The sequence below is a fragment of the Bacillus sp. EU63 genome (genome assembly GCF_038592915.1).
Lineage (GTDB): Bacteria > Bacillota > Bacilli > Bacillales > Bacillaceae > Bacillus > Bacillus velezensis.
The window spans coordinates 195,662-217,747 of sequence record NZ_CP151944.1 but is presented as its reverse complement, the minus strand read 5'-3'; the positions used below and the strand labels follow the sequence as shown (position 1 = coordinate 217,747).

The window sequence follows — 22,086 nt, the reverse complement described above, 5'->3', positions numbered from 1 at the left end:
TCTAACCGTTTTTTTTCATATGACGGTTTATCATATAAAGTGATAAGACTAATGACGCTGCACCGGCAGCAAGAAACAGGCTCAGCGGCACGATCTGCATGCTGCCTCCGCCATTGTTTTGAAATGAGCCGATCGCCCATTTTTCAGGAGTAAACAACGACAGCATCCGCATGTACTCCGGAGCCGCGTCTAAAGTGAAGAAAGCCCCTCCCAATAAACCCGTGACAGCTATAAAAACGGAAGCAAGCGACGTGAATTGCTTTTGGCTCTTCATGAACGGTATCACGGCCATCGTTACAGCAGTCAGCGCAAACGAGCAGGCCGCAAGCACCGCTCCCGCAGCAAAAACATGATCAGCAAAACGGATATGCAGCATGAATGTTCCGGCAGCGAGGATCACGATAATATGGAGAAGTCCGAAAAGATACGCCGCCGCAAACTTAGAGATTGCATATGCCGTATAGGAAACGGGCGTGCTCAGCAATCTGTCATATGTATGATTTTCTTGTTCATCTATAAATGATCGCAGGCTTTGGACTGCAACGAACCAGATAAACATCACTAAAAATCCGATAAGTCTGTCGGCTGCCTGTCCGCCTTCATAAACGTGATGGCGGTCAACATTGACGGCGGAATGACCCTGAATATCCTTCAAGAGATCAGCTGCCGCCTGCTTCCCGTCGGTGTGCAGCGTGCGGGATATCACTTTTGCATCGCGGACTATTTTTTTCAGCGCGCCCGCCTGCTGCGCAATCAGCTGCTCTGTCAAAACAGCATCACCCTTTTCTTCATTCTGAATAAATGAAACGTTCAATTCATCTCCGGAAAATAATTTTTCTTCAAAATGAGAGCCGATCAGCAATCCGAAGGAAATATCCTGATGATTAACCTTTGTTTTTAATACGTCCTCCGTGACCTTCGTGACTTTTATATGGCCGGCTGTCTGAATCATTTTCATAAATTGCGCTGAATAGGCGCTCTGATCCTCATCAGCTACATATACTTCCTTCTGCTGACTGCCATCCGCAGAAAAGGAAAAGAAATATGTGAGAAGGAGCGGGGCGGAAATCGTCGCAAAGATGGCAGCGCGATTTTGCAGCATCAGTTTCAGCTGATGTCTGATCATGAATAACAGCTGCGTCATGAAACAGCCTCCTTCCGTTTAAACACCCAGATGGTCAAACATAAAAACACGGCGCCGGTGGCGGCAAGCTCTGCCAAATCCGCCAGAATACCGCTCAGACCGGCATGCTGCGTGACACTGACATAGCTGTTGATCGCTTTGCCGTTCGGTATCAGCTCCTGCACGATTTTCAAACTGTCAGGCAAGCCGTCTTTTGCGATAAAGCTTCCGCCTAAAAAACTGAATCCGTATAAAATGGGAGCCGCCATGCTTGAGACGGTCTCGTGGTTTTTTGCAGCAACCCCCCAAAGAAGCACGATACTGCCGATCGCAAATGAATAAACAATCGTAACCAGCAATATTTCAAACAAATTGCCCCATTTTACCTGATACAAGATACTGCTTGCGATGATGACGGCAGCCATTTGCATAAGGATGGCAAGCATGATTCCCCAAAGCTTACCCGCCACATACTGGATACGTAAAACAGGCATTGATTTGATTCTGAATAACGTGTGCTGCTGTCTCTCTTCCACTATCCCGTGAATGAGCGCAAACGCGGTCATAATGGAGAACATGACGACCATTGCGATTGAATAATACTGCATCGCATCAATCGGGGCCGCGTGATTGCCGGCCGACTGTTTCGGAATGGTGACAGCCTGTTCACGTTCACCCGAAAGGCCGCTGATGATTTTGCTGACTTCTCCCTTTGACAGATGTCCCGACTTCTTCAGCACCGCTTTTTCTTCACTGATCTCCGTTTTTACTCTGGTAACAAACGAATCAGCCATCATTTCCACAATGTCTCCGTTTACAGAGCCTTGTTGGTCCGAGATGACTTTGATACTTGTTTTCTCATTATGTTCTGCCGCTTTTGCAAAGCCTTTCGGCACGTATACAAAAACGGAGACTTTGCCGCTTTCGACAAGCTGTTTCCCTTCTTGGTAACTGCCTATGTCTTTTACACGGATGAGATCAGTTTGTTTCAGCACGTCATTCTTTAATACGTCGCCCAAAGAACTCTCCGCGTGATCCGCATTATAAAACGCGGTCTGAAATGGCTTCACTTTCGAATCGCCGTGAAAAACCGTTCCTAAAATAAAAATCATCAGTGCCGGAAACAGAATCAGTTTTATATAGAAAGACTTTGCTCCGGCCAATAACCGAAAATCTAATAAGATCAGCCTGAATAATATTTTCATGACGCCCCCTATGAATCCCGCAGCGTTTTGCCGGTGAGCCGGAGGAAAATACTTTCCAGATTGGCTTCCTCGAAATGAATGCCCTTAATGGTGATACCGGTCTTCCTGATATCATCCGCAATATCAAGGATATTGCGATCTGCCGCAGAGACGAGCATCGTAATGGTCTGCTGGCTGACAGCAGCCTCGGCAACACCGGGAATGCGGCGGATTTTTTTAACGGCATCATCATTCAGCCCCTCTGCATTCACGATCAGGGTATCAGAGGCTTTGGCTGACTGCTTCAATTCGTCTTTCGTCCCGCAGGCAATGATTGAGCCGTGATCCATGATCGCCGCTCTTTCACAGAGGTATTCGACCTCTTCCATGTAATGACTCGTGTAGATGACGGTCATCCCTTTTTCTTGATTTAACGTCTTCACGGTTTCAAGAATATGATGTCTGGATTGCGGATCAATTCCGACGGTCGGTTCATCTAAAATGAATAGTTTCGGTTCATTCATTAGCGCGGCTCCGATATTCACCCGTCTTTTCATGCCGCCTGAAAACTCAGATATCCTTTGATTTCGCTGTTCCTGTAATTCGATGATGTCCAGCACTTCATCAACCCGTTTACAAAGTTCCCTACCGGACAGTCCGTACAGACTCCCGAAAAAAGCCAAATTATCCTTTGCGCTTAACGCTTGATATAAAGCGATTTCCTGCGGGACGACTCCCATCACTTTTTTTATGGCCGCAGGCTGCTCCTGTAATGAGGTTCCGTCAATGCAGATTGTTCCGCCCGTCGGCGGGAGCACGGTGCTGATCATCGACACCGTTGTTGATTTACCGGCGCCGTTTGGTCCCAGCAGACCGAATATCTCTCCTTTTTCGACGCGCAGTGATATATGATTGACAGCGGTAAAATCGCCGTACTTCTTTGTCAAATCCGTTAATTCGAGCATTCGTGCAGCACTCCTTGTGTCATGTCTGCACTTATTCTACTCTCGGCAATCCTTGTTTTCTATTCACTTTCGTACTCGATATGGATATTACTTTCGTCATATGTTTAGTGATAAAAAGGGAGAGAGGAGGGTGAAGCGGGGTTATACCAATTTTTGCAAATATAAAGTAAGCTCGGTTCTGTTTGACACTTCAAGTTTATCGAGGATTCTGGATACATAGTTTTTCACAGTGCCTTCAGTCAGAAATAAGTCTGCGGCAATGCGTTTATTGCTTTTGCCTTCCATAATGTGTTTCGCCACATCAAGCTCTCTCGGCGTGAGAATCTCCGTCAGCTTTGACTGCGGCTCTTCCTGCACCGCAGGGATCTCCATATTGTTCAGCGCTTTTACGACGGAAACCGTGATTTTGGGATTCAGCATCATCTTCCCTTCATAAACGGCTTGAAGGGAGGCGATAATTTCATCTGAATCAGCATCCTTCAAGAGATAGCCGTCGGCTCCGCTTTTCAGCCCGGCAAAAATATAGTGATCATCTTCAAACGTTGTCAGAATGATGACTTTTACGGACGGATATCGCGCTTTTACCGCTTTTGTCGTTTCGATTCCGTCCATACCGGGCATTCTGATATCCATCAAAATCACATCAGTTTCGGTTTGAGAAAGCAGCCGGAGAACCTCTTCGCCGCAAGAAGCCTCTCCCGATATTTGAATTCCTTCGTGAAGACTCAGAATCATTTTCAGCCCCTCTCTCACAATGGACTGGTCGTCTGCAATCATGACATTCACTTGATTATTCCTCCTTGCATGGAATCCTTATTTTCACGTCAAAACCTGTTTCCTTCCCAGACGAGAAAACAGCCTCTCCGCCAAGTGCGGCGGCTCTTTTCTCAATTCCTTTCAGACCATTTGATTTTATGATCGTTCCGCAGGCTGAGCCGTTATTATGAATATGCGCCAATATCATGTTTCGGTTTTTTTGAATCCGGACAGAAACATATGAAGCATGTCCATGCTTTATCGCATTCGTAATCGTTTCCTGAACGGATTGATAAAGACAATGCTTCACATCCGGCTGTTCCGCTTCTATGGCCGCATCTATCTCCAGCTCGAAGCGTATGCCTCCCGCCTCTTGAAAATGGCTGAAAATGTCACGAAGCTCTTGCTCAAATCCCCGCCCCGGCAAAGAGCCCTGCAGCAGCATAACGGCCTGGCGAAGCTTTAAAATGGATTCTTTCGTAAGATCATGCGCCTTATGAATGATCTGCTTCACTTTGTCCGGCTGATGCCCGGCTGTCTTCCCGGCAAATTCCAAATTCATTTTCAGAGCAGCCAGATAATGACCGAGAGAATCATGCAGCTCCTGCGCAATTCTTGTTCTTTCTTTCGTAACGGCCAGTTCCTCAATCCGGCCTGAATATTCCTTCAGTGTATCATTAGCGATCTTCAGCTCTCGGTTCAGCAATTCAACCTTCGACTTCTCCTGCAGGTTTTTCCGATATAAATAAATCACCGCAAACATGATGAAGTATGGCGGCACGATATCACTGACACCCGCTCCGCCGGCGTATAAAGCTGAGGCAAATGCGGCTGCATTCATCGTTAACAAAACAGCCGAAATCTGCTTATCAGTAATAAGCACCTCCGCCAATAAAAGCACCATTACGGCCTGTGTCCCCACACTATAGACATTGTACAAAAGAACTCCCGCGATAACGCTGCTCAGGAGAAAAGAGCCTTGATATATAGCCGGTCTTCTCTTCATATACAGCGGCCGCAGGCAGTCATTAGCCGTCAGCATCATCACGAGCACAGACAAAAAAACCTTCAGCTCCCCCCGGCCGGGAGGAAGCTGAAGAATCGCATGAAAGATTGATAGTAATGCAAAACCCCTGATCAGTAACTTCGTATGTGCAATCTTCATCGTATTCTCCTTACAAATGAGCGGCGGCTTTCCGCTCCACGTTCAGCACATCATACAGCTCATCAAGCGAATGAATCTCGTATGTCGGGATGATTCCGGACTCATTTGCTTTCTTTCCGGGATTAAACCAGCACGTATCAATTCCCGCCATCTGACCGCCTTTTATGTCCGCGCTCAGTGAATCGCCGATAATAAGTCCGCCCTCGGCAGAAAAACCGGGAATTCTCGCAAACACGTAATCAAAGTATTCCTTCATCGGCTTTTGAAAACCCGTGTCCTCAGATACAAACACATCTTTAAAGAACGGATACAGACCGGAGTCGCCCAGCCGCTTATATTGTGATCTTGAGACGCCGTTCGTCACGATGTATAAATCAAATAAATGACTCAGCCGTTCAATCAGCTCATAAGCTCCGTCGATCATCTGGTGCCCTTCTTCTAAGTATTGGCGGTACGCCTGATTCATCAGCACGCCGTCGGCTTCGAGGCCGTATTCTTTAAACAAAAGGGCAAACCGTGTATTCACCACTTCATCGCGGGTCATTTCCCCCTCTTCAAACGCCTTCCACAGCCCTTGATTTAACGCTTTATAACGGGCTTCCACCTCTGCCGTCAGCTCCAGCTTTGAACCTTGAAACAATTTTTGAAGAGCATCGGTTTCTGAAGCGGTAAAATCCAGCAGCGTATTGTCTATATCAAATAATAACGTACGGTAATGACTCATCGATGTTTCCCCCGGTTCTGCTTTTTTTAACCAGTATACCACTCGCGGACAAGCCGAAAAAGACACCCCTGTAAGAGAGGTGTCTTTTTGAATTATACAGCGTCTTCTATTTTCGATTTTTCACCAGGCATGCGCTTGCCGATACCGAACGCATAATAGCTGACCGTCACAATCGCCAGGAAAATCACCCCGACAACCAAAGAAATCCGCGTATCTTTGTTAAACCACATGCCGATCAATACCATGAGTAAGAAAGCGATCGTCAAATAGTTTGTAAACGGCGCAAAAGGCATCTTAAACGGATGCTTATCAAGCTCAGCGCCCTTCGCTCTTCTGAAACCGAGATGGCTGATTAAAATGACGAACCACGGAATCATTCCCGGCAGCACACTCGCGCTGTACACATAGACAAAAACTTTCGGAGGCGCGATGTAGTTCAGCACGACACCGATCACAAGTCCGATTAATACCGCAAGCGTACCGAATATCGGCACACCGCTCGAAGAAACTTTCTTAAAGAATTTCGGGGCCTGTCCGTTCACGCCCAATGTATAAAGCATGCGTCCCGCACTGAATATCCCGCTGTTGCATCCGGACATCGCAGCGGTAATCACAACAAAGTTAATCAAACCGGCCGCCGCCGTAATCCCGACTTTCGCAAATGTCGAAACAAACGGACTGCCGAGTGAGTGAAGCTCATTCCACGGATATACGGTAACGATGACGAAAATCGCACCGATGTAGAAAATTAAAATCCGCCAAATAATACTCTGAATCGCGCTTCGCAGCGTTTTTTGCGGGTCCTTCGCTTCCCCTGCCGTAATCCCGATCAGTTCGACCCCTTGATAGGCCGCAACAACCAAAGACAAGGCAAAGAAAAATCCTGAAAAACCATTTGTGAAGAAACCGCCGTGCGACCATAAATTAGATAATCCGATCGCATGCCCTCCGTTACCGAAACCGAAGAAAATAATCCCGATTCCGGCCACGATCATCAGAATAATGGTGACGATTTTGATCATAGCAAACCAAAATTCAAACTCACCGAAAGATTTTACCGAAATTAAATTCGCCGCACCGAGAATGGCCATGGCGATAATGCCGGGAATCCATGCCGGCAGATCAGGAAACCAATATTTCATATACGAACCGACGGCGATAATTTCAGACATCCCGACGATCACCCATTGAAACCAGTTGCTCCACGCCGTCATATAGCCGGCTAACGGATGTATATACTTATGGCCGAACGTCGCAAACGACCCTGTACTCGGCTCTACATAGAGCATTTCGCCCATCGCACGCATGATAAAAAAGATAAAGATACCTGAGATCGCATAAGCCAGCAGGACAGACGGCCCGGTCCATCCGATCGTGCTGGATGACCCCATGAATAAACCGACACCGATCGTGCCGCCCAGCGCAATCATCTGTATATGACGCGCGCCTAAGCCTCTCTTTAATTCTTTGTTTGCCACTTCGCTTCCTCCTCTTAACAGCTCTGATATATGTGAAATAATGAAGCAGAAGGTGCACCTGTTGAACCTAACTCACTCTTCATTTCCCGCAATATTAGAAATATTCTATCTTCCTATCGTTATATAATCTCCAATTTCCTTATTCCATCATAATAAATTTTCGTGGAAAATACAATTGTTTTTTTCAGGCAAACACCTTACACTCTGGACCACCGGAGTAAAAATAAAGCGCTTTCATTTTCATTGAATTATGAATATTGAGATAATAAATGCCGCAGCCTCCGAGAAACATTATTTCCCAGGAGAAACGTTTTCCGCCCCCTATTCAATATTATTTTTGCTAAGCAGAATGGCGTAAAACCTTACTCTGTTCCATTCTCCCTTGTATACGCCATAATCCTGCTTAACCCGGCAAAAATCATGCATTAATCGATAAATGCCTCATTCAGCCGCAGCAAAAGCCGGCCGAACATTTCTTTTTCATCGCCGGACCAATCGTCAAGCATACGATGATACCGCTCAAGGCGCATCTTTTTATCAGCTTTTAACCTCTGTTTGCCAAGCTTCGTAATCGCAAACAGACTGACCCGCCCGTCAGAAGGATCAGAAAAACGCTGGATCAGCTCTTTCGACTCCAAGGCCGCTGCCTGGCGTGACAATGTAGAAATATCCAGCTTAAATGATTCGGCCAATTCCTTCACACGCGCAGGCCCGAATTCATCCAGCTGCCGTAGTAACAAATACGCAGCCCTTTCCAGATGTCCGATTTTACGGTCGGAGTTATCAAGATAAACAGCTCTCCTGATAAAAGTGGTGAGCTCATATTCAATTAATTCAATCGGATCTTGTTTTGACAAACGCCTCACTCCTTACATTGACAACAGCAACATTAGTTGTATAATACAAACATATGCACATTTACTCAGAAAACATATAGAAATATTTTGCATACATATATTTGTATAGTACAAATATATGTGCCAAAAGTAAAGAAACTTATAGAAACATCAAGAAAGGGGGAAGCTGCTCTTCTCCAAAGAACAGCATCGTTGTGAAAGTCATACGCATCATCTTGCAAATCATTATTTTATTCGCATTTTCCTTTATCGGGGGAGCCGTTCAGCAGTTCTTTCACCTGCCCATTCCCGGCAGCATCATCGGTTTGATCCTGCTGATCATATGTTTATCGGTTAAGGTCATTCCCGTCAAAATGATTGAAGACGGAGCCGGATTTTTGCTGTCTTTTCTTCCGCTGTTATTCATTCCGGCCATGACGGGCGTCATCAATTACCCGTCACTGTTTTCCGCCAGCGGGGCTGCTCTGTTTCTGATCATCGTGCTGAGCACCATCGTCACAATGATCGCCGCAGGGTACGCCAGCCAGCTGTTAGAGCACAAAGCCAATCAGAGAAAGGAGAAAAAGAAGTGCAGCAAGCATGTATCGCAATCGTTATAATTTTGTTCACGGCCGCCGCCTATCTGGCTATGGTGAGATTATATGTGCGCTTTCCATATCCCTTTCTCATACCGGTTTTGACGACTACGATTTTCATTATCGCCGTGCTGCTTGTTTTTCATATTCCGTATAAAGACTATATGATCGGCGGACAATGGATCAATTCACTGCTCGGCCCCGCCGTGGTGGCTTTGGCATACCCGCTTTATAAGCAGCGCCGGGTGTTAATCAAGTATATGTTTCCGATCATCGGCGGCGTGTTGGCCGGTTTATTCTCCGGAATGGTCAGCGGCCTGCTATTTGCAGAGCTGTTCGGCATCAGCCGGAGTTTGATTTTGTCAATTATCCCAAAATCAATTACGACGCCTGTCGCCATACAGATTGCGTCCGGTATCGGCGGTGTCCCTTCCATGACAGTCGTGTTCGTCATGATCGCAGGGTTTTCCGGCGTTATCTTAGGACCGCTGCTTCTCAAGTGGATCCGCATCCGCAGCTCACTCGGGAAGGGAATTGCATTCGGGAGCGCCTCCCATGCGCTCGGCACCTCAAAAGCAATGGAGTACGGAGAATTAACGGTCTCCATGAGTTCTGTTTCCATGACGCTCTGCGCCGTGTTAGGGTCGGTCTTCGGCCCTGTCGTAGCATGGATGTTTCAAATTTAAAGCCGGCGGTTCTCCGTCAGCTTTTTTCATGTGCGGATCATCTCATTTCCTTCCATTATTATGTTTCATTTGTAAGAATAATGGTAAAGTAGAAAACAAGGAGGGATTTAATGATGACTGGGACAATTCCGCAAAAGAAACTGCTGGATGGGACAAGCATTCCCGCGATCGGCTTCGGTACATACGCTCTTAATGGAAACAATGGCGTTCATGCCATTACCAGCGCCATTGATATCGGCTACCGTCTGATTGATACCGCTTATAACTATGAAAATGAAGGGACGGTCGGAGAAGCCATCCGCAGAAGCTCTGTTCCGAGAGAACAGCTATACGTGACGTCCAAGCTGCCCGGGCGCTACCATGACTATGACAAAGCTGTACAAACCATCCAAGAATCTTTATACCGCGCCGGTCTGGACTACTATGACCTGTATCTCGTCCATTGGCCGAATCCGAAACAAGACCGCTATCTGGAAGCATGGCAGGCACTGATTGATGCGAAAAAATGGGGCCTGATCCGCTCCATCGGCGTCTGTAATTTCCTGCCTGAGCATATCGAACGGCTCGAACGTGAAACCGGCGTAAAGCCAGGCATCAACCAAATTGAACTGCATCCCGCTTTTAATCAGCAGCAGCAGCGCCAATGGCACGAAGAACAGGGCATCGTGACAGAATCATGGAGCCCGTTATCCCGCGCCGGCGAAGTATTAAACGATCAAAAACTCGGACAGATTGCGGACAAATACGGCAAAACCATTTCTCAAGTCATTTTGCGCTGGCATATCCAGCTGGGCGCCATCCCGATTCCAAAATCAGCATCGCCCGAGCGCCAGCTTGAAAACATCTCCGTTTTTGATTTCTCCCTTGATGAAAACGACATGAACATCATCGACTCGCTTACCCGCCCCGACGGACGCATAAACGGCCAAGACCCGGCGGAGTATGAGGAGTTTTAAGAAAACACATAAAGAAAAGCTGACGGCATCATTCGTCAGCTTTTTTCTCATTTTATATACGCACACCCAGCTCCCGTTTCCATTCAGAAAGCCAATCTGTATCCCCAGATCCGTATTGCCTGCTTTGACCGGCATCACGCAGAGATCCGTTTTTATACTCAATGGACAGCACCAAATCAGGAATGGCGTCATAACCCGTTCTCGCAAGCTTCGTGAGCGCCTGTCCGTAATGGGCGGCCGCTTCTGCCGCCGTATGTTTCAGCAAAGGATCGTGCTGCAGCGCTTCCTTATAGACGTCTAAAAGGTCACGGCCGTCTTCTGTGACGTACTTTCCGTCCACGATCTGCAAGTCTTTCAGATGATAGCCGGTCACCTCATACATTTCCCGAACGACTTGATATTTCTCATATGTTTCCGGCGTAAACTGCGAGGAGTCATCACTCCGGCTGCGAATGATGTGCGCAAACAGCTCTTTGCTGTTTTCCCCGGAGTTTAAGACGGCTTCAATCTGCTGAGTGAGCTCTTTATCGTCAATCCCGCTCACTTTTAACAGATAATCAATCGGTGATATCGTAAATGTAAGATTCGCACCCTCCGGAATCTGAATATGATTCCGATGAAAAAGCACACCGATTTGCTGATTGACCTGCCCTCTCTGAAACACCTTTTCATTTTCTCCTTGAATCTCTCCGTTGAGCGTTTCACCCCGAAACGCCGCATCACGGAAATCATAGCTCTGGGCTCTCCCCTTAAACAGCCATTCCGTTTCATTATGATAAGCGGCCTGACGCTCTGATTCTGTTAAATCACTCCTGAAATAAGGTGAATCGGGACGCTGGTATTTGTCCTTAATAAAACGCAAAGGATCTGATTTTCGTTTATTGATTTCATTGATACGGCTGTATTTCTCATCAAGAATCCTGCTTGCAATATCACTCTCAGACTCATACGGATTATCAGCGGCTATTACCGTCTCATTCCCATTATCCGTAATCGTTTTCTGATTTGCGGATTGATATAAACGGGACAGGCTGCTCCCTTTCTCAGTGACACCGCTCCTTGAATAATTCACCTGGCTCAGATCGCGGGTCCCGCCTGATTGAATCAATAACCAGTCCGGCCTTTTTGCCGCATCTTTCGCATTTGTTTTGGAAGAATACTGCTGAAGCACTTGCTGTGCCATTATTTGATTTTTTATATAACGAGCGTTTAGGCGCATGTTTTTAACCTCCGCTTGAGATGATGTTCTAGTGTTTTTATCGGCTGTTTCCCAGTTGATTTTAACCTTAAATAACAAATATTTACATAAAGGTTGTTTATATATATGATGAAGTGAAAAGGGGGATTTTTCCATGAAGAAGTATATATCTATTCTATTTGTCACTGCAATCGTATTATCAGGCGTATTGTTCGCACCTTCAGCTTCAGCCTCTGCGTTTCAAGTAAGTACTATTACAGGAAATCACTCATTTGAAACTGCCAATCCAGTAGACTAATGGAAATATAAAAATATTGATACAGCCGTATTGCCGGAAGGGGAAAAAGAATCGTACTTCACTTTCACTGCCAATAAGGGAGAAAGACTCTATGTCAGGAGCTCAACAAGAAGTGAATACAAGGGAATGAGCATTGAAATTTATAATAAAAATAAAGTGCTGGTCAGTAAAGGCACAGAAGTGATAAACCCTGATACGCCGCTTCCTTTTATCTATGCCATTACAGACGCGAAAGAAAATAACGAGACGTTCTACGTGAAAGTGTCCCGCGGCTCATACACTGACGATATATACTTTACACTCTCCATTTACGATCGAATCAAAGCCGGAAGCGAGACCTTCGCATTCAGCGGCACAGCTGAAAATAAAGGAAATACAAGCCTCAGTCCGAACGGATCGGATTCAACCGTTCTCAGGCTCGACTTAACCAAACAGACAAGCATTCCAAAAGACGCCATAGTGAAAAGAATCAGCACCACCGCGACTCAAATACCAAGTCAAGGAAACACAAAACACAGCATAATGTCTGAAGAAAATAAAGTGTGGCACCGCGCACTCACAAACAGCTCCACTCAAGGAAATTACGGTATCACACTGGATGATAACCTCTCAGTCTCAAGCATCTGGAATTTTAAACACAACACACTTGCAACAGCAAAATCGACTATGAAAAATGTGAAATTGAAGATTGATTATGAGTACAATGTGACATCACAGTATTAATGAGAAGAACAGCCGCCTATTATGCGGGCGGCTTTCTGCTTAACATAAAAAAATGAATTTATGAGTCCTTGTAAAGTGATGAACTTTTGTATATATAGAGAGAAACATGGAAGATAGGGTATATCGATTGACAAGTTCTATTTGGTGAAAAAGGGACGTTTTTGAAAAATGAATGATATAGCGCCTTTTTAACATTTAATGCAGAACTGATATGTCAAAGCAGTAAAACCGCTAAAATCAATAAAGTGCCTAGACCATTGATCAACTGTTTGGTTTGAATAAATTTTGATAAGAAAGAGCTCATGAGCTTGTATTTCTAAGCAAATAATTAGAATCTATTTTGAAATAAGATTGATCAAATTGGGTGACTTTTAATTTAGGGCCTAATTATTTATATAGAAAACGCCTATACCCTTACAATATTCATTTTTTGATAAAGTTCTTTAACATCTTCCTTAAAAAGTTTTACATCATTTGAACTTGACCATTTATAAAGATCCCGGAATAATTTTGTCTCTATAAAATATCTTGCCTCGTATGACATAATAAATGAATCTTCAATAGCATTATAATCAAGCAACGATTTTTTAGAACTTCTGAGAGTTTTTTTCAGTAATAAATATATAATATTTGATAAATCATGCCCATTTACTATTTGCAGTAAATCGTATTCATTTTTTGATAGCTCGTCAATCTTTTGTTTCACGAATTCCTTATCCGCCATTTGACTAGATCTATTAATTGAATAATTAAAAACAGTATTTATTAATTGTTCTTTACCTTTAAACTGTAATGCCTTCTCATCTATAAAATCTTTGTATTTCAAAGGTTTCCCATCTGCTTTTTTAGGCTTAAATGCCAATCCTAAACTATGTAAATGATTTGCCAGTTTTAATAATCCTATTTCTTTAGCGATATTTAATAAACTATCCTTTATTTCTCTACCACTCAAAAACTCATCTAATTTTTTCTTTGTAACATAGATATATAATACTGTCTCTAATGCTTGAGATTTGAACATCATAACTTCACTATCGTGATAATCTGTAGAATATATATCTTTTACTAACTGTTCCTCCCCCAAGATTTTAGAAAAATCAGCATCTACTATTCCTATCTTCTCTTTAAACTTGCGTTCCTCTAAAATTTTTATAACTTCTATAACTTTTTCTTTACCCCCCACTTGTTTGATTTCTACAGTATCACCAATATCAAAAAATTTACCATAAAGATTAAAATCTTTTGTCCCTTCTACAATTAAATATGTTCCATTAAATGTGGTATCTTGCATAATTGCATTTGCAGTTCTCTCAGGTGTCATGTGCTCAAACACTTATTCCACCCCTTGTAATTCAACTTTTAAATCCCAATTATTTGATATAATATCTGGGGAATGAGTAGCTATCAGGATGTCTAGTTTATTTAAATTATGGATTTCTTTCAAATCTGAAATAAATTTATTTTGCCATGAAATATGTAAAGAAATTTCAGGTTCATCTATCAAGATTAAAGAATTGGGACTTGTATTGAATATCAGGTGATAGAACAATATCAATTCATTCTTTTCTCCAGAAGAAAGCTGTTCTAAAGGAATTTGTCTATATATATCCTCATCTTTAAGTACTGTGGATTTAAACGCAAATCCATCTTCTTTATTTACATATAACTTTTTATGCTTAAATCTTTCATTAATAATCTTTAATAGTAACCTAATCTTTTCGGCTATTTCATCAAATATACTTAACTTTTCAAAGCTATCTTTAACATATAGCATAAGAACATTTTTCACAGTATCTTCAGGGCTATCTATAAAAAGAAGATCTGAATTTTTATCAGTTTCTACTAAACCAACTTCATCAAGTAAACTACGCTTATCTTCTAAGGCCTTAAGTTCACGAATCAAATCATCCTCTGATACATTACGATTTCCTTTTTTTAATTCATTAACTAATCTATTGGGATATGTTCTATCTAATTTAGAAGATAACTCTGTTGACACTGTTAATTTTTGTTTTATCAATTCTGTTAACTCTTTAGAATACTTTTTTACAGTTTCAATAGGCGCTCTATCTGGATTTTCAAAGTTGTAAACTCGTTGTGTTTCAATTAAAGAAACTTGTACTTTCTCAAATCTATCAACAAACCACTGATCTAAGTCTAAATTTCTTATAAATTCATTATCAAATCTTCTTGGATGATTGGGACTAAACTTTTCAACAACTTCTAATGGATTATAGAGTTCCCCAGTATATCTGTGTTCCCACGTATTAGGTGAAACCCTCCTTAAAGTATTACTCACCCTTCCTATATGCATTGCTTCCCTTCTAATAGCTTCCGGGTTATATACGTCTAGTTCTAGTAAGAAAACTTCTTCTTCTTTTTTTCCTTTCCTATTTTGAATAACAGAAAGTGAAACTCCTTTTTCCTGAGACTCATTTTTAAAAACTTCCCAAGAAACATCATCTTCAAATTTAAAAATAATGCTTTCATATTCAACATTTGTAAGCTTATAAAACTCACCTTTAAAAAACGCCTCTATCATTTCTAATATTTTGGTTTTCCCTAACCCATTCTCACCAATTATAATCGTTATCCCTCTGTCAACATTTAATTTGACATCATGGTCAAAAAAACCAAATAATTTTTTGATGGATATTTCTTTTAGTTTCATAATACTTTACCTCGCTTTAATTTTCTTTTTTTTCTAAATTTTCTTCAAGCAAGTTAATTACACAACAAATTCTTTGAATTTACATGTACTTGTACTTCTTTAATTAATAGTTTTTAGATCCTTCGAAGAATTTATTTCTTCCTGTATCATCAGGTCGATCAGAGCCGTATCGTGAAATTATATTTTATCACTAGTATGATAGTCATGAATTTATTTGTAAATAAGTAAATATATATTTTATATCTATTTTTTCAACAATCAGTTTAAAGTATCTTTGGAATAGCGTTCAGTCTTCAAGATATATTTCTTTACTTAATATCTACGCTGATTTATTTGTTTCTTACACAAATGATACTCCCTCAGGCATCGAAGTTATAACTGGATATTTATTGTTCCACTCTAATAGGAAATTAAAATACAAATTTTCAATTGTTTTCTGTACATAAATCAGGAATCATTGTCAAAATTGAAATTAATACAACTCATCATTTTTCATACTTCGTTAGTTATTTTATACCATGCTAAGTCGAATATAGTTTCTATAATTTCTTTTGAGAAACTATTGGTATTTTGGCAATTTATTTAAACTTTATCTTTTGAACATGTTGTTCTGCTTAACAAGAAACATCTTGTATCTTTAGCCAATATTTGAAATCAGTAGTTACCCCGTGCCACGTCCTTCTATAATCTTTTCCACTACTTGTGATGTTCTTGCTCTTTCAAACATAAAAATACCCCTTTAGACTTATAGTAATCTAAAGGGGTAAGACATGCAACTTTTTTACAAACATTACATATTTTCGCAAACGATACGACTTTATTTCTATCTTACATACTGTTTTTCACTAAATCGGATCCTATTCCACAGTCACACTCTTCGCAAGGTTGCGCGGTTTATCAACGTCACAGCCGCGGTGCAGTGCAGCGTAGTAAGCGATCAGCTGCAATGGCACAACAGATACCAACGGGGCAAGCGCAGGGTTGACTTCCGGCAGGATGAATCTGTCGTCTGCGTCTTCTAAGCCTTTCAGCGAGATGATGCAAGTGTTGGCGCCGCGGGCTGCGACTTCCTTCACGTTTCCGCGGATGCTCAGGTTGACGTGTTCTTGTGTCGCAAGGGCAAAGACCGGTGTTCCTTCTTCAATCAGAGCGATTGTTCCATGCTTCAGCTCGCCGCCGGCGAAGCCTTCCGCCTGGATGTAAGAAATCTCTTTCAGCTTCAGGGCGCCTTCGACACATACGAAGTAGTCAAGGCCGCGGCCGATGAAGAAAGCGTTTCTTGAAACAGTCAGGTACTCACGCGCGATCATTTCCATTTCGTCCTTCTGGTCGCAGAGAGCTTCCATGGCATTTGCCGCGATACCTAATTCTTTGACTAAATCAAAACCGATATCAACGCCGTTGCGTTCTGCTGCAACGGACGCAAGGATCGCGAGGACGGCAATCTGAGCCGTATACGCTTTTGTTGATGCCACGGCGATCTCAGGACCTGCGTGCAGAAGCAATGTGTAATCCGCTTCACGGGAAAGCGTTGATCCCGGAACGTTTGTAATCGTCAGCGCTTTGTGACCCAGCGCTTTGACTTGAACAAGCACGGCGCGGCTGTCCGCTGTTTCTCCGCTTTGAGAAAGGAAGATAAAGAGCGGCTTCTTAGACAGAAGCGGCATGTTGTAAGAGAATTCACTCGCTACATGCACTTCAACCGGTACGTTTGCCCACATTTCAATATATTGTTTCCCGACAAGACCGGCATGGTAGCTCGTTCCGCAAGCCACGATATAAATGCGGTCCGCTTCCGCCACGGCGTCAGCGACATCGCCGGCCACGGCCAGTCTGCCGTTTTCGTCCTGATACGTTTGGATGATTTTGCGCATAACAAGCGGCTGCTCATCCGTTTCTTTTAACATGTAGTGAGGGTATGTGCCTTTTTCGATATCACTGGCGTCAAGCTCAGCGATATAAGATGCACGTGTCATGACTTCACCGTCAAGGTTTTTAATCACGGCTTCGTCTTTTGTCACGATCACCATTTCTTTGTCCAAAAGCTCAACGTATTCATTCGTTACTTGAAGCATAGCCATCGCGTCAGATGCCACGACGTTAAACGTATCTCCAAGGCCGATTAACAGAGGGCTTTTGTTTTTTGCAACGTAAATGGTGTCTGTGTTTTCACCGTCAAATAATGCAATTGCGTAAGAGCCTTTTAACAGAGTCAGTGTTTTGCGGAACGCTTCTTCTGTGCTGAGTCCTCCCGCCACAAATTGCTCGATCATTTGAACGACTACTTCAGTGTCCGTGTCGCTTTTCAGTTCAACGTTTTCAAGATATTCGCGCTTCAGCTGAACATAGTTCTCGATCACACCGTTATGAACAAGTGTAAAGCGGCCGAGTGCGCTTTGATGCGGGTGAGCGTTCAGGAAGCTTGGTTCGCCGTGAGTCGCCCAGCGTGTATGGCCGATTCCCGCTTGAGATTCAACCGTGTGATCCACCACTTCACGAAGGTCGGCGATGCGGCCTTTTTCTTTGTACACATGCACGCCCTGCTCATTCGCCACAGCGATACCGGCAGAGTCATAACCGCGGTACTCAAGCTTCTCTAATCCTTTTAACAAAATCTCTTTCGCATCAAGCTGACCGATGTAACCTACAATTCCACACATATTTTCTTCCTCCTAAAGGTGTAAAAGGAGACGAAGAAAGTCAAATTACAAGGGGACTTTCAATCGTCCCCTCCCACATGTTTTTTTGGAAGATCATGTGATTTCCCTTTGTTCGGAGAGTCGCCCCTCCGGTTTGAAGAAATCCTTACGGCTGTGATCTAAATGAATCAGCCGGGAGGCATCCGCCGAAAATTCGATAACCTCCATCCTCGTCAACTAAGCCGTTTTTCGGGCGCTTAGTTCGGGCGCTGTAATTATAAAAGATGCAAACAATCCCGCCTTTCCTGCAAGTGAAAAACAAAGGCTGAACAAGCTTGATTTTACAGCATGTGCCAAGGACGGTCAATTATTTTTTGCCGCCCCGGCATCATGTTTACTATCATATTATGCTGATCGCACTTGTCTTGTTCGCTCTCTGCTTATAAACTTCGCTACTCCGCTCCCATTTCTGTCCGCACGACATCCACGATTTTTGTGACATATTCGTCACAAAGCTCTTTTGTTCTCGCTTCGGCCATCACGCGGACGAGCGGTTCGGTGCCTGACGGGCGCACTAAAATCCGGCCGTCTCCGTTCATTTCTTTTTCCACTTCAGAAATAACGGCCTTCACCTTAGCGTTTTCTTCTACCTTATATTTATCCGTCACTTTCACATTCACTAAGAGCTGCGGGAATTTTTTCATTTCATCCGCAAGTTCTGAAAGGGTTTTGCCGGACGCCTTCAGCGTATTTACAAGCATGATCGCGGACAAGAGACCGTCGCCGGTAGTATTGTAATCAAGGAAAATAAGGTGCCCTGACTGCTCGCCGCCGACATTATAGCCGTCTTTTTTCATCGCTTCTACGACATAGCGGTCGCCGACTGCCGTTTGAACGCTTTTGATTTCTTCTTTTTCAAGCGCTTTGTAGAAACCGAGGTTGCTCATCACGGTCGATACGACGGTATCATCCTTCAGACGGCCCTCTGATTTCAAATACTTCGCGCATATGTACATGATTTGATCACCGTCGACGATGTTTCCTTTTTCATCAACGGCAATGAGGCGGTCGCCGTCTCCGTCAAACGCAAGGCCGATATCGGCGTTTTTTTCTTTGACGAAAGCACTCAGCGCTTCCGGGTGTGTAGAACCGACGCCATCATTAATGTTTAATCCGTTCGGAGACGTCCCCATTGTAGATACGTCAGCATCGAGATCGGCAAAAAGGTGCGTCGCAATGGAAGATGTCGCACCATGGGCGCAGTCAAGCGCTACATGAATGCCTGTGAAATCTTCGTCCGCCGTCTGCTTTAAAAATTGCAGATACTTTTGAACGCCTTCAAAATAATCGTTCACAAGCCCGAGGTCCGCGCCTGTCGGTCTCGGCAGCTTATCTTCCGGTTCATCCATGAGACGTTCAATCTCGGCCTCCTGCTCATCAGAAAGCTTAAAGCCGTCCCCTCCGAAAAATTTAATTCCGTTATCCTGTACGGGGTTGTGAGAAGCGGAGATCATGACGCCCGCCTCAGCATCCATGGCTTTCGTTAAATAGGATACCCCCGGCGTAGAAATAACGCCGAGGCGCATCACTTCAGCTCCGATCGATAAAAGTCCGGCGACAAGGGCTCCCTCCAGCATATGTCCGGAGATACGTGTATCACGGCCGATCAGCACTTTCGGGCGCTGCTTATCTTTGGTCAGGACATAACCGCCAAAACGCCCAACTTTAAAGGCCAGCTCTGGCGTAAGCTCGCTGTTGGCAACACCTCTTACACCATCTGTTCCAAAATACTTGCCCATTTTGTATCGCTCCTTTTTCATTCTGTTGAAGAAGAATCAGCGCTTGATCCGTCTTCATCCTGGTCTTGATTTTGATCCTGGTTTTGACTTTTATTCTGATCGCTGTCAGTGTCGTCTTCCCGGTTCTTGTTCTTGTCTTTGTCTGCGTCTCCGCTTGTGCCGTTCTTATTGCCGGAATCAGCGGAACCGCCGTTATTTTTATTTGAACGTGTGTTTTTCTTAGAAGTCAGCTTGATCTTAACCGTGTCTTTTGACAGGGACCATGTGACGTTTTGCGGGCCGTTTACTTCAAGCTTTACAGAGTGCTCTCCGTCATCCAAGTCCGAGACATTGGCATACAGTTCAATGTCTGACTTTTTCAACGCCTTAATGTTGGCGGGAGAGCCTTTGGCCGTAATATTTATCGCCTGCGATTCAGGATCGAGAAACTCAATCTGCTGTGAGCCTCCCAGTCCGACCGTCTTGATTCCGACATTGTCAAAATCCTTTTTGTCTTCACTGTCCACTTTAACATGAAGCGTGATTTTTTCCGGTGATACCTTAGTGACACCCTTAGGAAGCGGGATATCGGCATTGATATCGGTATCTTTATCAATTTTGCCTAAATCAAGAGATACGCCGTCAATAAATTCCAGTGAATCCAGCACATCCTGCGGGCCGTAAACCGTCACCTCACTCGGATTCGAGTCAATGCTCGCAACGCTCACCCCGTCCGGAAGACTTCCCTTCCTTTCGATTTTGAAAGGAAGCTTTTTGCTCGGACTGGCTACGGGAACCGTCACTTTAATGACTGACGGTTCAACATCAACAGGAAGTGCGTTGCCGTCTTTGTCATAGACGGTCACCTTCACTTCCTTTTCAATGGTCTCATTTGCATTTTCAAGGTTCACGGATGCTTTTACAAGTGAAATGTTATCAATCACATTTTTCGAACCTGTAATCTGCACGTTTTTCGGGCTGATAATCGGCTGCTGAGGGGTGTATCCCTTTTTCATTTTGCTTTTATTGTAGTATTCAACTTCCACGGGAAAACTCTCAGCCGTTTTTTCCTGAATCGTAACCGTCGTGACTGACGGGTTAATGGAGATCGTCAGTCCGTCCGATACGTTTTTCGCTTTCAATTCGACCTTATGAGTCCCGGTCTTCAGCTTATTCATATCGGCGTATATCTCAAAATTCTTCGTCTGTCTCGCCTTTTTCACCGCGCTTGTCGAGCCTTTAATCGTGACATTTACGGTCTGGGGCACACCGGTGACGACATAGTTCGCTTCATCATAGTATGCTTTTACAGGAATATCAGTAAGCGTAGCCTCGTCAGTCGTTGATGTCGGAAAAAAGGATTCCCCCGGCTTTTTCGGAGTCGGCGCCTGGTTGTTGTTAACCGCAACGTAAAGCAGCAGCGCCAAGAGCAATGCAATGATCTTTACAGCCCAGCGGTTGTTTAAGAATTTATCCATTTTTCTTGCCCCTCCAGTACCAGCGGTTAGAAGAAGTGTCTCTGGCGTTCTTCTTAAACTCGGCTTCAAGCATTTCTTTCAGTTCTTCTTCCGTCAATTCTCTGTGAAGGTCTCCGTTTTTGGCCACACTGATGGCGCCCGTCTCTTCAGATACAATAATGGTTAAGCTGTCCGTCACTTCACTGATGCCGACAGCCGCTCTGTGACGCGTCCCCAGCTCCTTTGAAATAAACGGGCTTTCAGAAAGCGGCAGATAACAGGCTGCCGCCGCAATCTCGTTATTTTTCATAATGACCGCTCCATCATGCAGCGGTGTATTCGGGATGAAGATATTAATCAAAAGCTCCGAGCTGACCTGCGCATTAAGCGGGATGCCCGTCTCAATATAATCGCCCATTCCCGTATCGCGCTCAATGGCGATGAGTGCGCCGATGCGGCGTTTCGCCATGTAGCTGATCGATTTTGTAATCGCTTCAATTGTCTTATGCTGCGCTTCCTCCACGGGGGTTCCGCTCCTGGAAAAGAACCGGCCCCGTCCGAGCTGTTCAAGCGCCCGTCTCAGCTCAGGCTGGAATATAATGATGATCGCTAAAAATCCCCATGTTATCGCTTGGTCCATCAGCCACTGAAGCGTGCTGAGTCCCAAATATGAACTGGCCATCCGGACCAATACGATGACGACGATTCCTTTTAAAAGCTGAACCGCCTTCGTCCCGCGTATGACCATGATTAATTTATATATCACATACCAAACAAGGAGAATATCAACGGCATTGCCGAGGTATTGCAAAAATGGGATGTCCTCAAAAGCCATTTCCTCGTCCTCCAAGAA

General features: G+C 44.1%; 18 protein-coding genes and 1 pseudogene. 4 read left to right on the top strand and 15 right to left on the bottom strand.

Annotation, left to right across the window (positions count from 1 at the left end; translation table 11 throughout):
• Position 1: 1 nt before the first annotated feature.
• The 8 genes from NYE38_RS01220 to NYE38_RS01185 all read right to left on the bottom strand — a co-directional run bounded on the left by NYE38_RS01220 (position 2) and on the right by NYE38_RS01185 (position 8,252).
• Complete coding sequence (locus NYE38_RS01220; protein ID WP_025650162.1) at positions 2 to 1,144, bottom strand: ABC transporter permease; 1,143 nt, start codon at positions 1,142 to 1,144, stop codon at positions 2 to 4.
• Entirely contained in the window at positions 1,141 to 2,328 is a 1,188-nt protein-coding gene (locus tag NYE38_RS01215; RefSeq protein ID WP_063636928.1) for an ABC transporter permease, read from the bottom strand. Before NYE38_RS01215 ends, NYE38_RS01220 begins: the two co-directional genes overlap by 4 nt.
• An 8-nt stretch (positions 2,329 to 2,336) precedes the next feature.
• A complete protein-coding gene (locus NYE38_RS01210) occupies positions 2,337 to 3,272 on the bottom strand; it encodes an ABC transporter ATP-binding protein (RefSeq protein ID WP_025650160.1) in 936 nt (311 codons plus the stop codon).
• Positions 3,273 to 3,413: 141 nt separating this feature from the next.
• Positions 3,414 to 4,058 (bottom strand): response regulator transcription factor, encoded by a 645-nt coding sequence (locus tag NYE38_RS01205; protein ID WP_053285458.1) that lies wholly within the window; start codon positions 4,056 to 4,058, stop codon positions 3,414 to 3,416.
• Positions 4,059 to 4,062: 4 nt separating this feature from the next.
• Positions 4,063 to 5,193, bottom strand: a complete 1,131-nt coding sequence (locus NYE38_RS01200; RefSeq protein ID WP_063636930.1) for a sensor histidine kinase — start codon at positions 5,191 to 5,193, stop codon at positions 4,063 to 4,065.
• A gap of 10 nt (positions 5,194 to 5,203) precedes the next feature.
• Positions 5,204 to 5,917 (bottom strand): YjjG family noncanonical pyrimidine nucleotidase, encoded by a 714-nt coding sequence (locus NYE38_RS01195; RefSeq protein WP_017419304.1) that lies wholly within the window; start codon positions 5,915 to 5,917, stop codon positions 5,204 to 5,206.
• 92 nt (positions 5,918 to 6,009) lie between these two features.
• Entirely contained in the window at positions 6,010 to 7,395 is a 1,386-nt protein-coding gene (locus tag NYE38_RS01190; RefSeq protein ID WP_022552512.1) for an amino acid permease, read from the bottom strand.
• Between the two features lie 425 nt (positions 7,396 to 7,820).
• Positions 7,821 to 8,252, bottom strand: a complete 432-nt coding sequence (locus tag NYE38_RS01185; RefSeq protein WP_003156749.1) for a MarR family transcriptional regulator — start codon at positions 8,250 to 8,252, stop codon at positions 7,821 to 7,823.
• A gap of 194 nt (positions 8,253 to 8,446) precedes the next feature.
• Between NYE38_RS01185 and NYE38_RS01180 the strand changes: the two genes are divergently transcribed.
• The 3 genes from NYE38_RS01180 to NYE38_RS01170 all read left to right on the top strand — a co-directional run bounded on the left by NYE38_RS01180 (position 8,447) and on the right by NYE38_RS01170 (position 10,469).
• Positions 8,447 to 8,851 carry a CidA/LrgA family holin-like protein gene (locus tag NYE38_RS01180; RefSeq protein ID WP_063636932.1) on the top strand — a complete coding sequence of 135 codons (405 nt, stop codon included), beginning with the start codon at positions 8,447 to 8,449 and terminating at the stop codon, positions 8,849 to 8,851.
• Positions 8,821 to 9,513 (top strand): LrgB family protein, encoded by a 693-nt coding sequence (locus NYE38_RS01175; RefSeq protein ID WP_063636933.1) that lies wholly within the window; start codon positions 8,821 to 8,823, stop codon positions 9,511 to 9,513. Before NYE38_RS01180 ends, NYE38_RS01175 begins: the two co-directional genes overlap by 31 nt.
• A 110-nt stretch (positions 9,514 to 9,623) precedes the next feature.
• A complete protein-coding gene (locus NYE38_RS01170; RefSeq protein ID WP_079891451.1) occupies positions 9,624 to 10,469 on the top strand; it encodes an aldo/keto reductase in 846 nt (281 codons plus the stop codon).
• Positions 10,470 to 10,521: 52 nt separating this feature from the next.
• On the opposite strand, the gene NYE38_RS01165 is transcribed toward NYE38_RS01170, so the two are convergent.
• Positions 10,522 to 11,688 (bottom strand): DUF4885 family protein, encoded by a 1,167-nt coding sequence (locus tag NYE38_RS01165; RefSeq protein ID WP_340801468.1) that lies wholly within the window; start codon positions 11,686 to 11,688, stop codon positions 10,522 to 10,524.
• A gap of 133 nt (positions 11,689 to 11,821) precedes the next feature.
• Between NYE38_RS01165 and NYE38_RS01160 the strand changes: the two are divergent.
• Positions 11,822 to 12,688, top strand: a pseudogene (locus NYE38_RS01160) (hypothetical protein).
• Positions 12,689 to 13,094: 406 nt separating this feature from the next.
• On the opposite strand, the gene NYE38_RS01155 reads toward NYE38_RS01160, so the two are convergent.
• The 6 genes from NYE38_RS01155 to cdaA all read right to left on the bottom strand — a co-directional run bounded on the left by NYE38_RS01155 (position 13,095) and on the right by cdaA (position 22,068).
• Positions 13,095 to 14,021: a DUF4435 domain-containing protein gene (locus NYE38_RS01155; protein WP_025284149.1), complete on the bottom strand. Its 927-nt coding sequence runs from the start codon at positions 14,019 to 14,021 to the stop codon at positions 13,095 to 13,097.
• Positions 14,022 to 15,359, bottom strand: coding sequence for an AAA family ATPase (locus NYE38_RS01150; protein ID WP_025284148.1), 1,338 nt, complete (start codon positions 15,357 to 15,359; stop codon positions 14,022 to 14,024).
• A gap of 857 nt (positions 15,360 to 16,216) precedes the next feature.
• Positions 16,217 to 18,019 carry a glutamine--fructose-6-phosphate transaminase (isomerizing) gene (glmS, locus tag NYE38_RS01145; protein ID WP_003156758.1) on the bottom strand — a complete coding sequence of 601 codons (1,803 nt, stop codon included), beginning with the start codon at positions 18,017 to 18,019 and terminating at the stop codon, positions 16,217 to 16,219.
• Positions 18,020 to 18,450: 431 nt separating this feature from the next.
• Positions 18,451 to 19,797, bottom strand: a complete 1,347-nt coding sequence (gene glmM / locus NYE38_RS01140) for a phosphoglucosamine mutase (protein ID WP_007408011.1) — start codon at positions 19,795 to 19,797, stop codon at positions 18,451 to 18,453.
• A gap of 17 nt (positions 19,798 to 19,814) precedes the next feature.
• Positions 19,815 to 21,254, bottom strand: a complete 1,440-nt coding sequence (locus tag NYE38_RS01135) for a YbbR-like domain-containing protein (RefSeq protein WP_017419296.1) — start codon at positions 21,252 to 21,254, stop codon at positions 19,815 to 19,817.
• Positions 21,247 to 22,068: a diadenylate cyclase CdaA gene (gene cdaA / locus NYE38_RS01130; RefSeq protein WP_017419295.1), complete on the bottom strand. Its 822-nt coding sequence runs from the start codon at positions 22,066 to 22,068 to the stop codon at positions 21,247 to 21,249. The genes NYE38_RS01135 and cdaA overlap by 8 nt, the downstream gene beginning before the upstream one ends.
• Positions 22,069 to 22,086 lie beyond the last annotated feature (18 nt).

Excerpts from the sequence above, each read along its gene's own strand:
- NYE38_RS01215 (WP_063636928.1), bottom strand. The coding sequence starts at position 2,328 with ATGAAAATATTATTCAGGCTGATCTTATTAGATTTTCGGTTATTGGCC.
- NYE38_RS01135 (WP_017419296.1), bottom strand. The coding sequence starts at position 21,254 with ATGGATAAATTCTTAAACAACCGCTGGGCTGTAAAGATCATTGCATTG.
- NYE38_RS01150 (WP_025284148.1), bottom strand. The coding sequence starts at position 15,359 with ATGAAACTAAAAGAAATATCCATCAAAAAATTATTTGGTTTTTTTGAC.
- glmS (WP_003156758.1), bottom strand. The coding sequence starts at position 18,019 with ATGTGTGGAATTGTAGGTTACATCGGTCAGCTTGATGCGAAAGAGATT.
- NYE38_RS01210 (WP_025650160.1), bottom strand. The coding sequence starts at position 3,272 with ATGCTCGAATTAACGGATTTGACAAAGAAGTACGGCGATTTTACCGCT.
- NYE38_RS01220 (WP_025650162.1), bottom strand. The coding sequence starts at position 1,144 with ATGACGCAGCTGTTATTCATGATCAGACATCAGCTGAAACTGATGCTG.
- NYE38_RS01165 (WP_340801468.1), bottom strand. The coding sequence starts at position 11,688 with ATGCGCCTAAACGCTCGTTATATAAAAAATCAAATAATGGCACAGCAA.
- NYE38_RS01195 (WP_017419304.1), bottom strand. The coding sequence starts at position 5,917 with ATGAGTCATTACCGTACGTTATTATTTGATATAGACAATACGCTGCTG.
- NYE38_RS01170 (WP_079891451.1), top strand. The coding sequence starts at position 9,624 with ATGATGACTGGGACAATTCCGCAAAAGAAACTGCTGGATGGGACAAGC.
- NYE38_RS01200 (WP_063636930.1), bottom strand. The coding sequence starts at position 5,193 with ATGAAGATTGCACATACGAAGTTACTGATCAGGGGTTTTGCATTACTA.
- glmM (WP_007408011.1), bottom strand. The coding sequence starts at position 19,797 with ATGGGCAAGTATTTTGGAACAGATGGTGTAAGAGGTGTTGCCAACAGC.
- cdaA (WP_017419295.1), bottom strand. The coding sequence starts at position 22,068 with ATGGCTTTTGAGGACATCCCATTTTTGCAATACCTCGGCAATGCCGTT.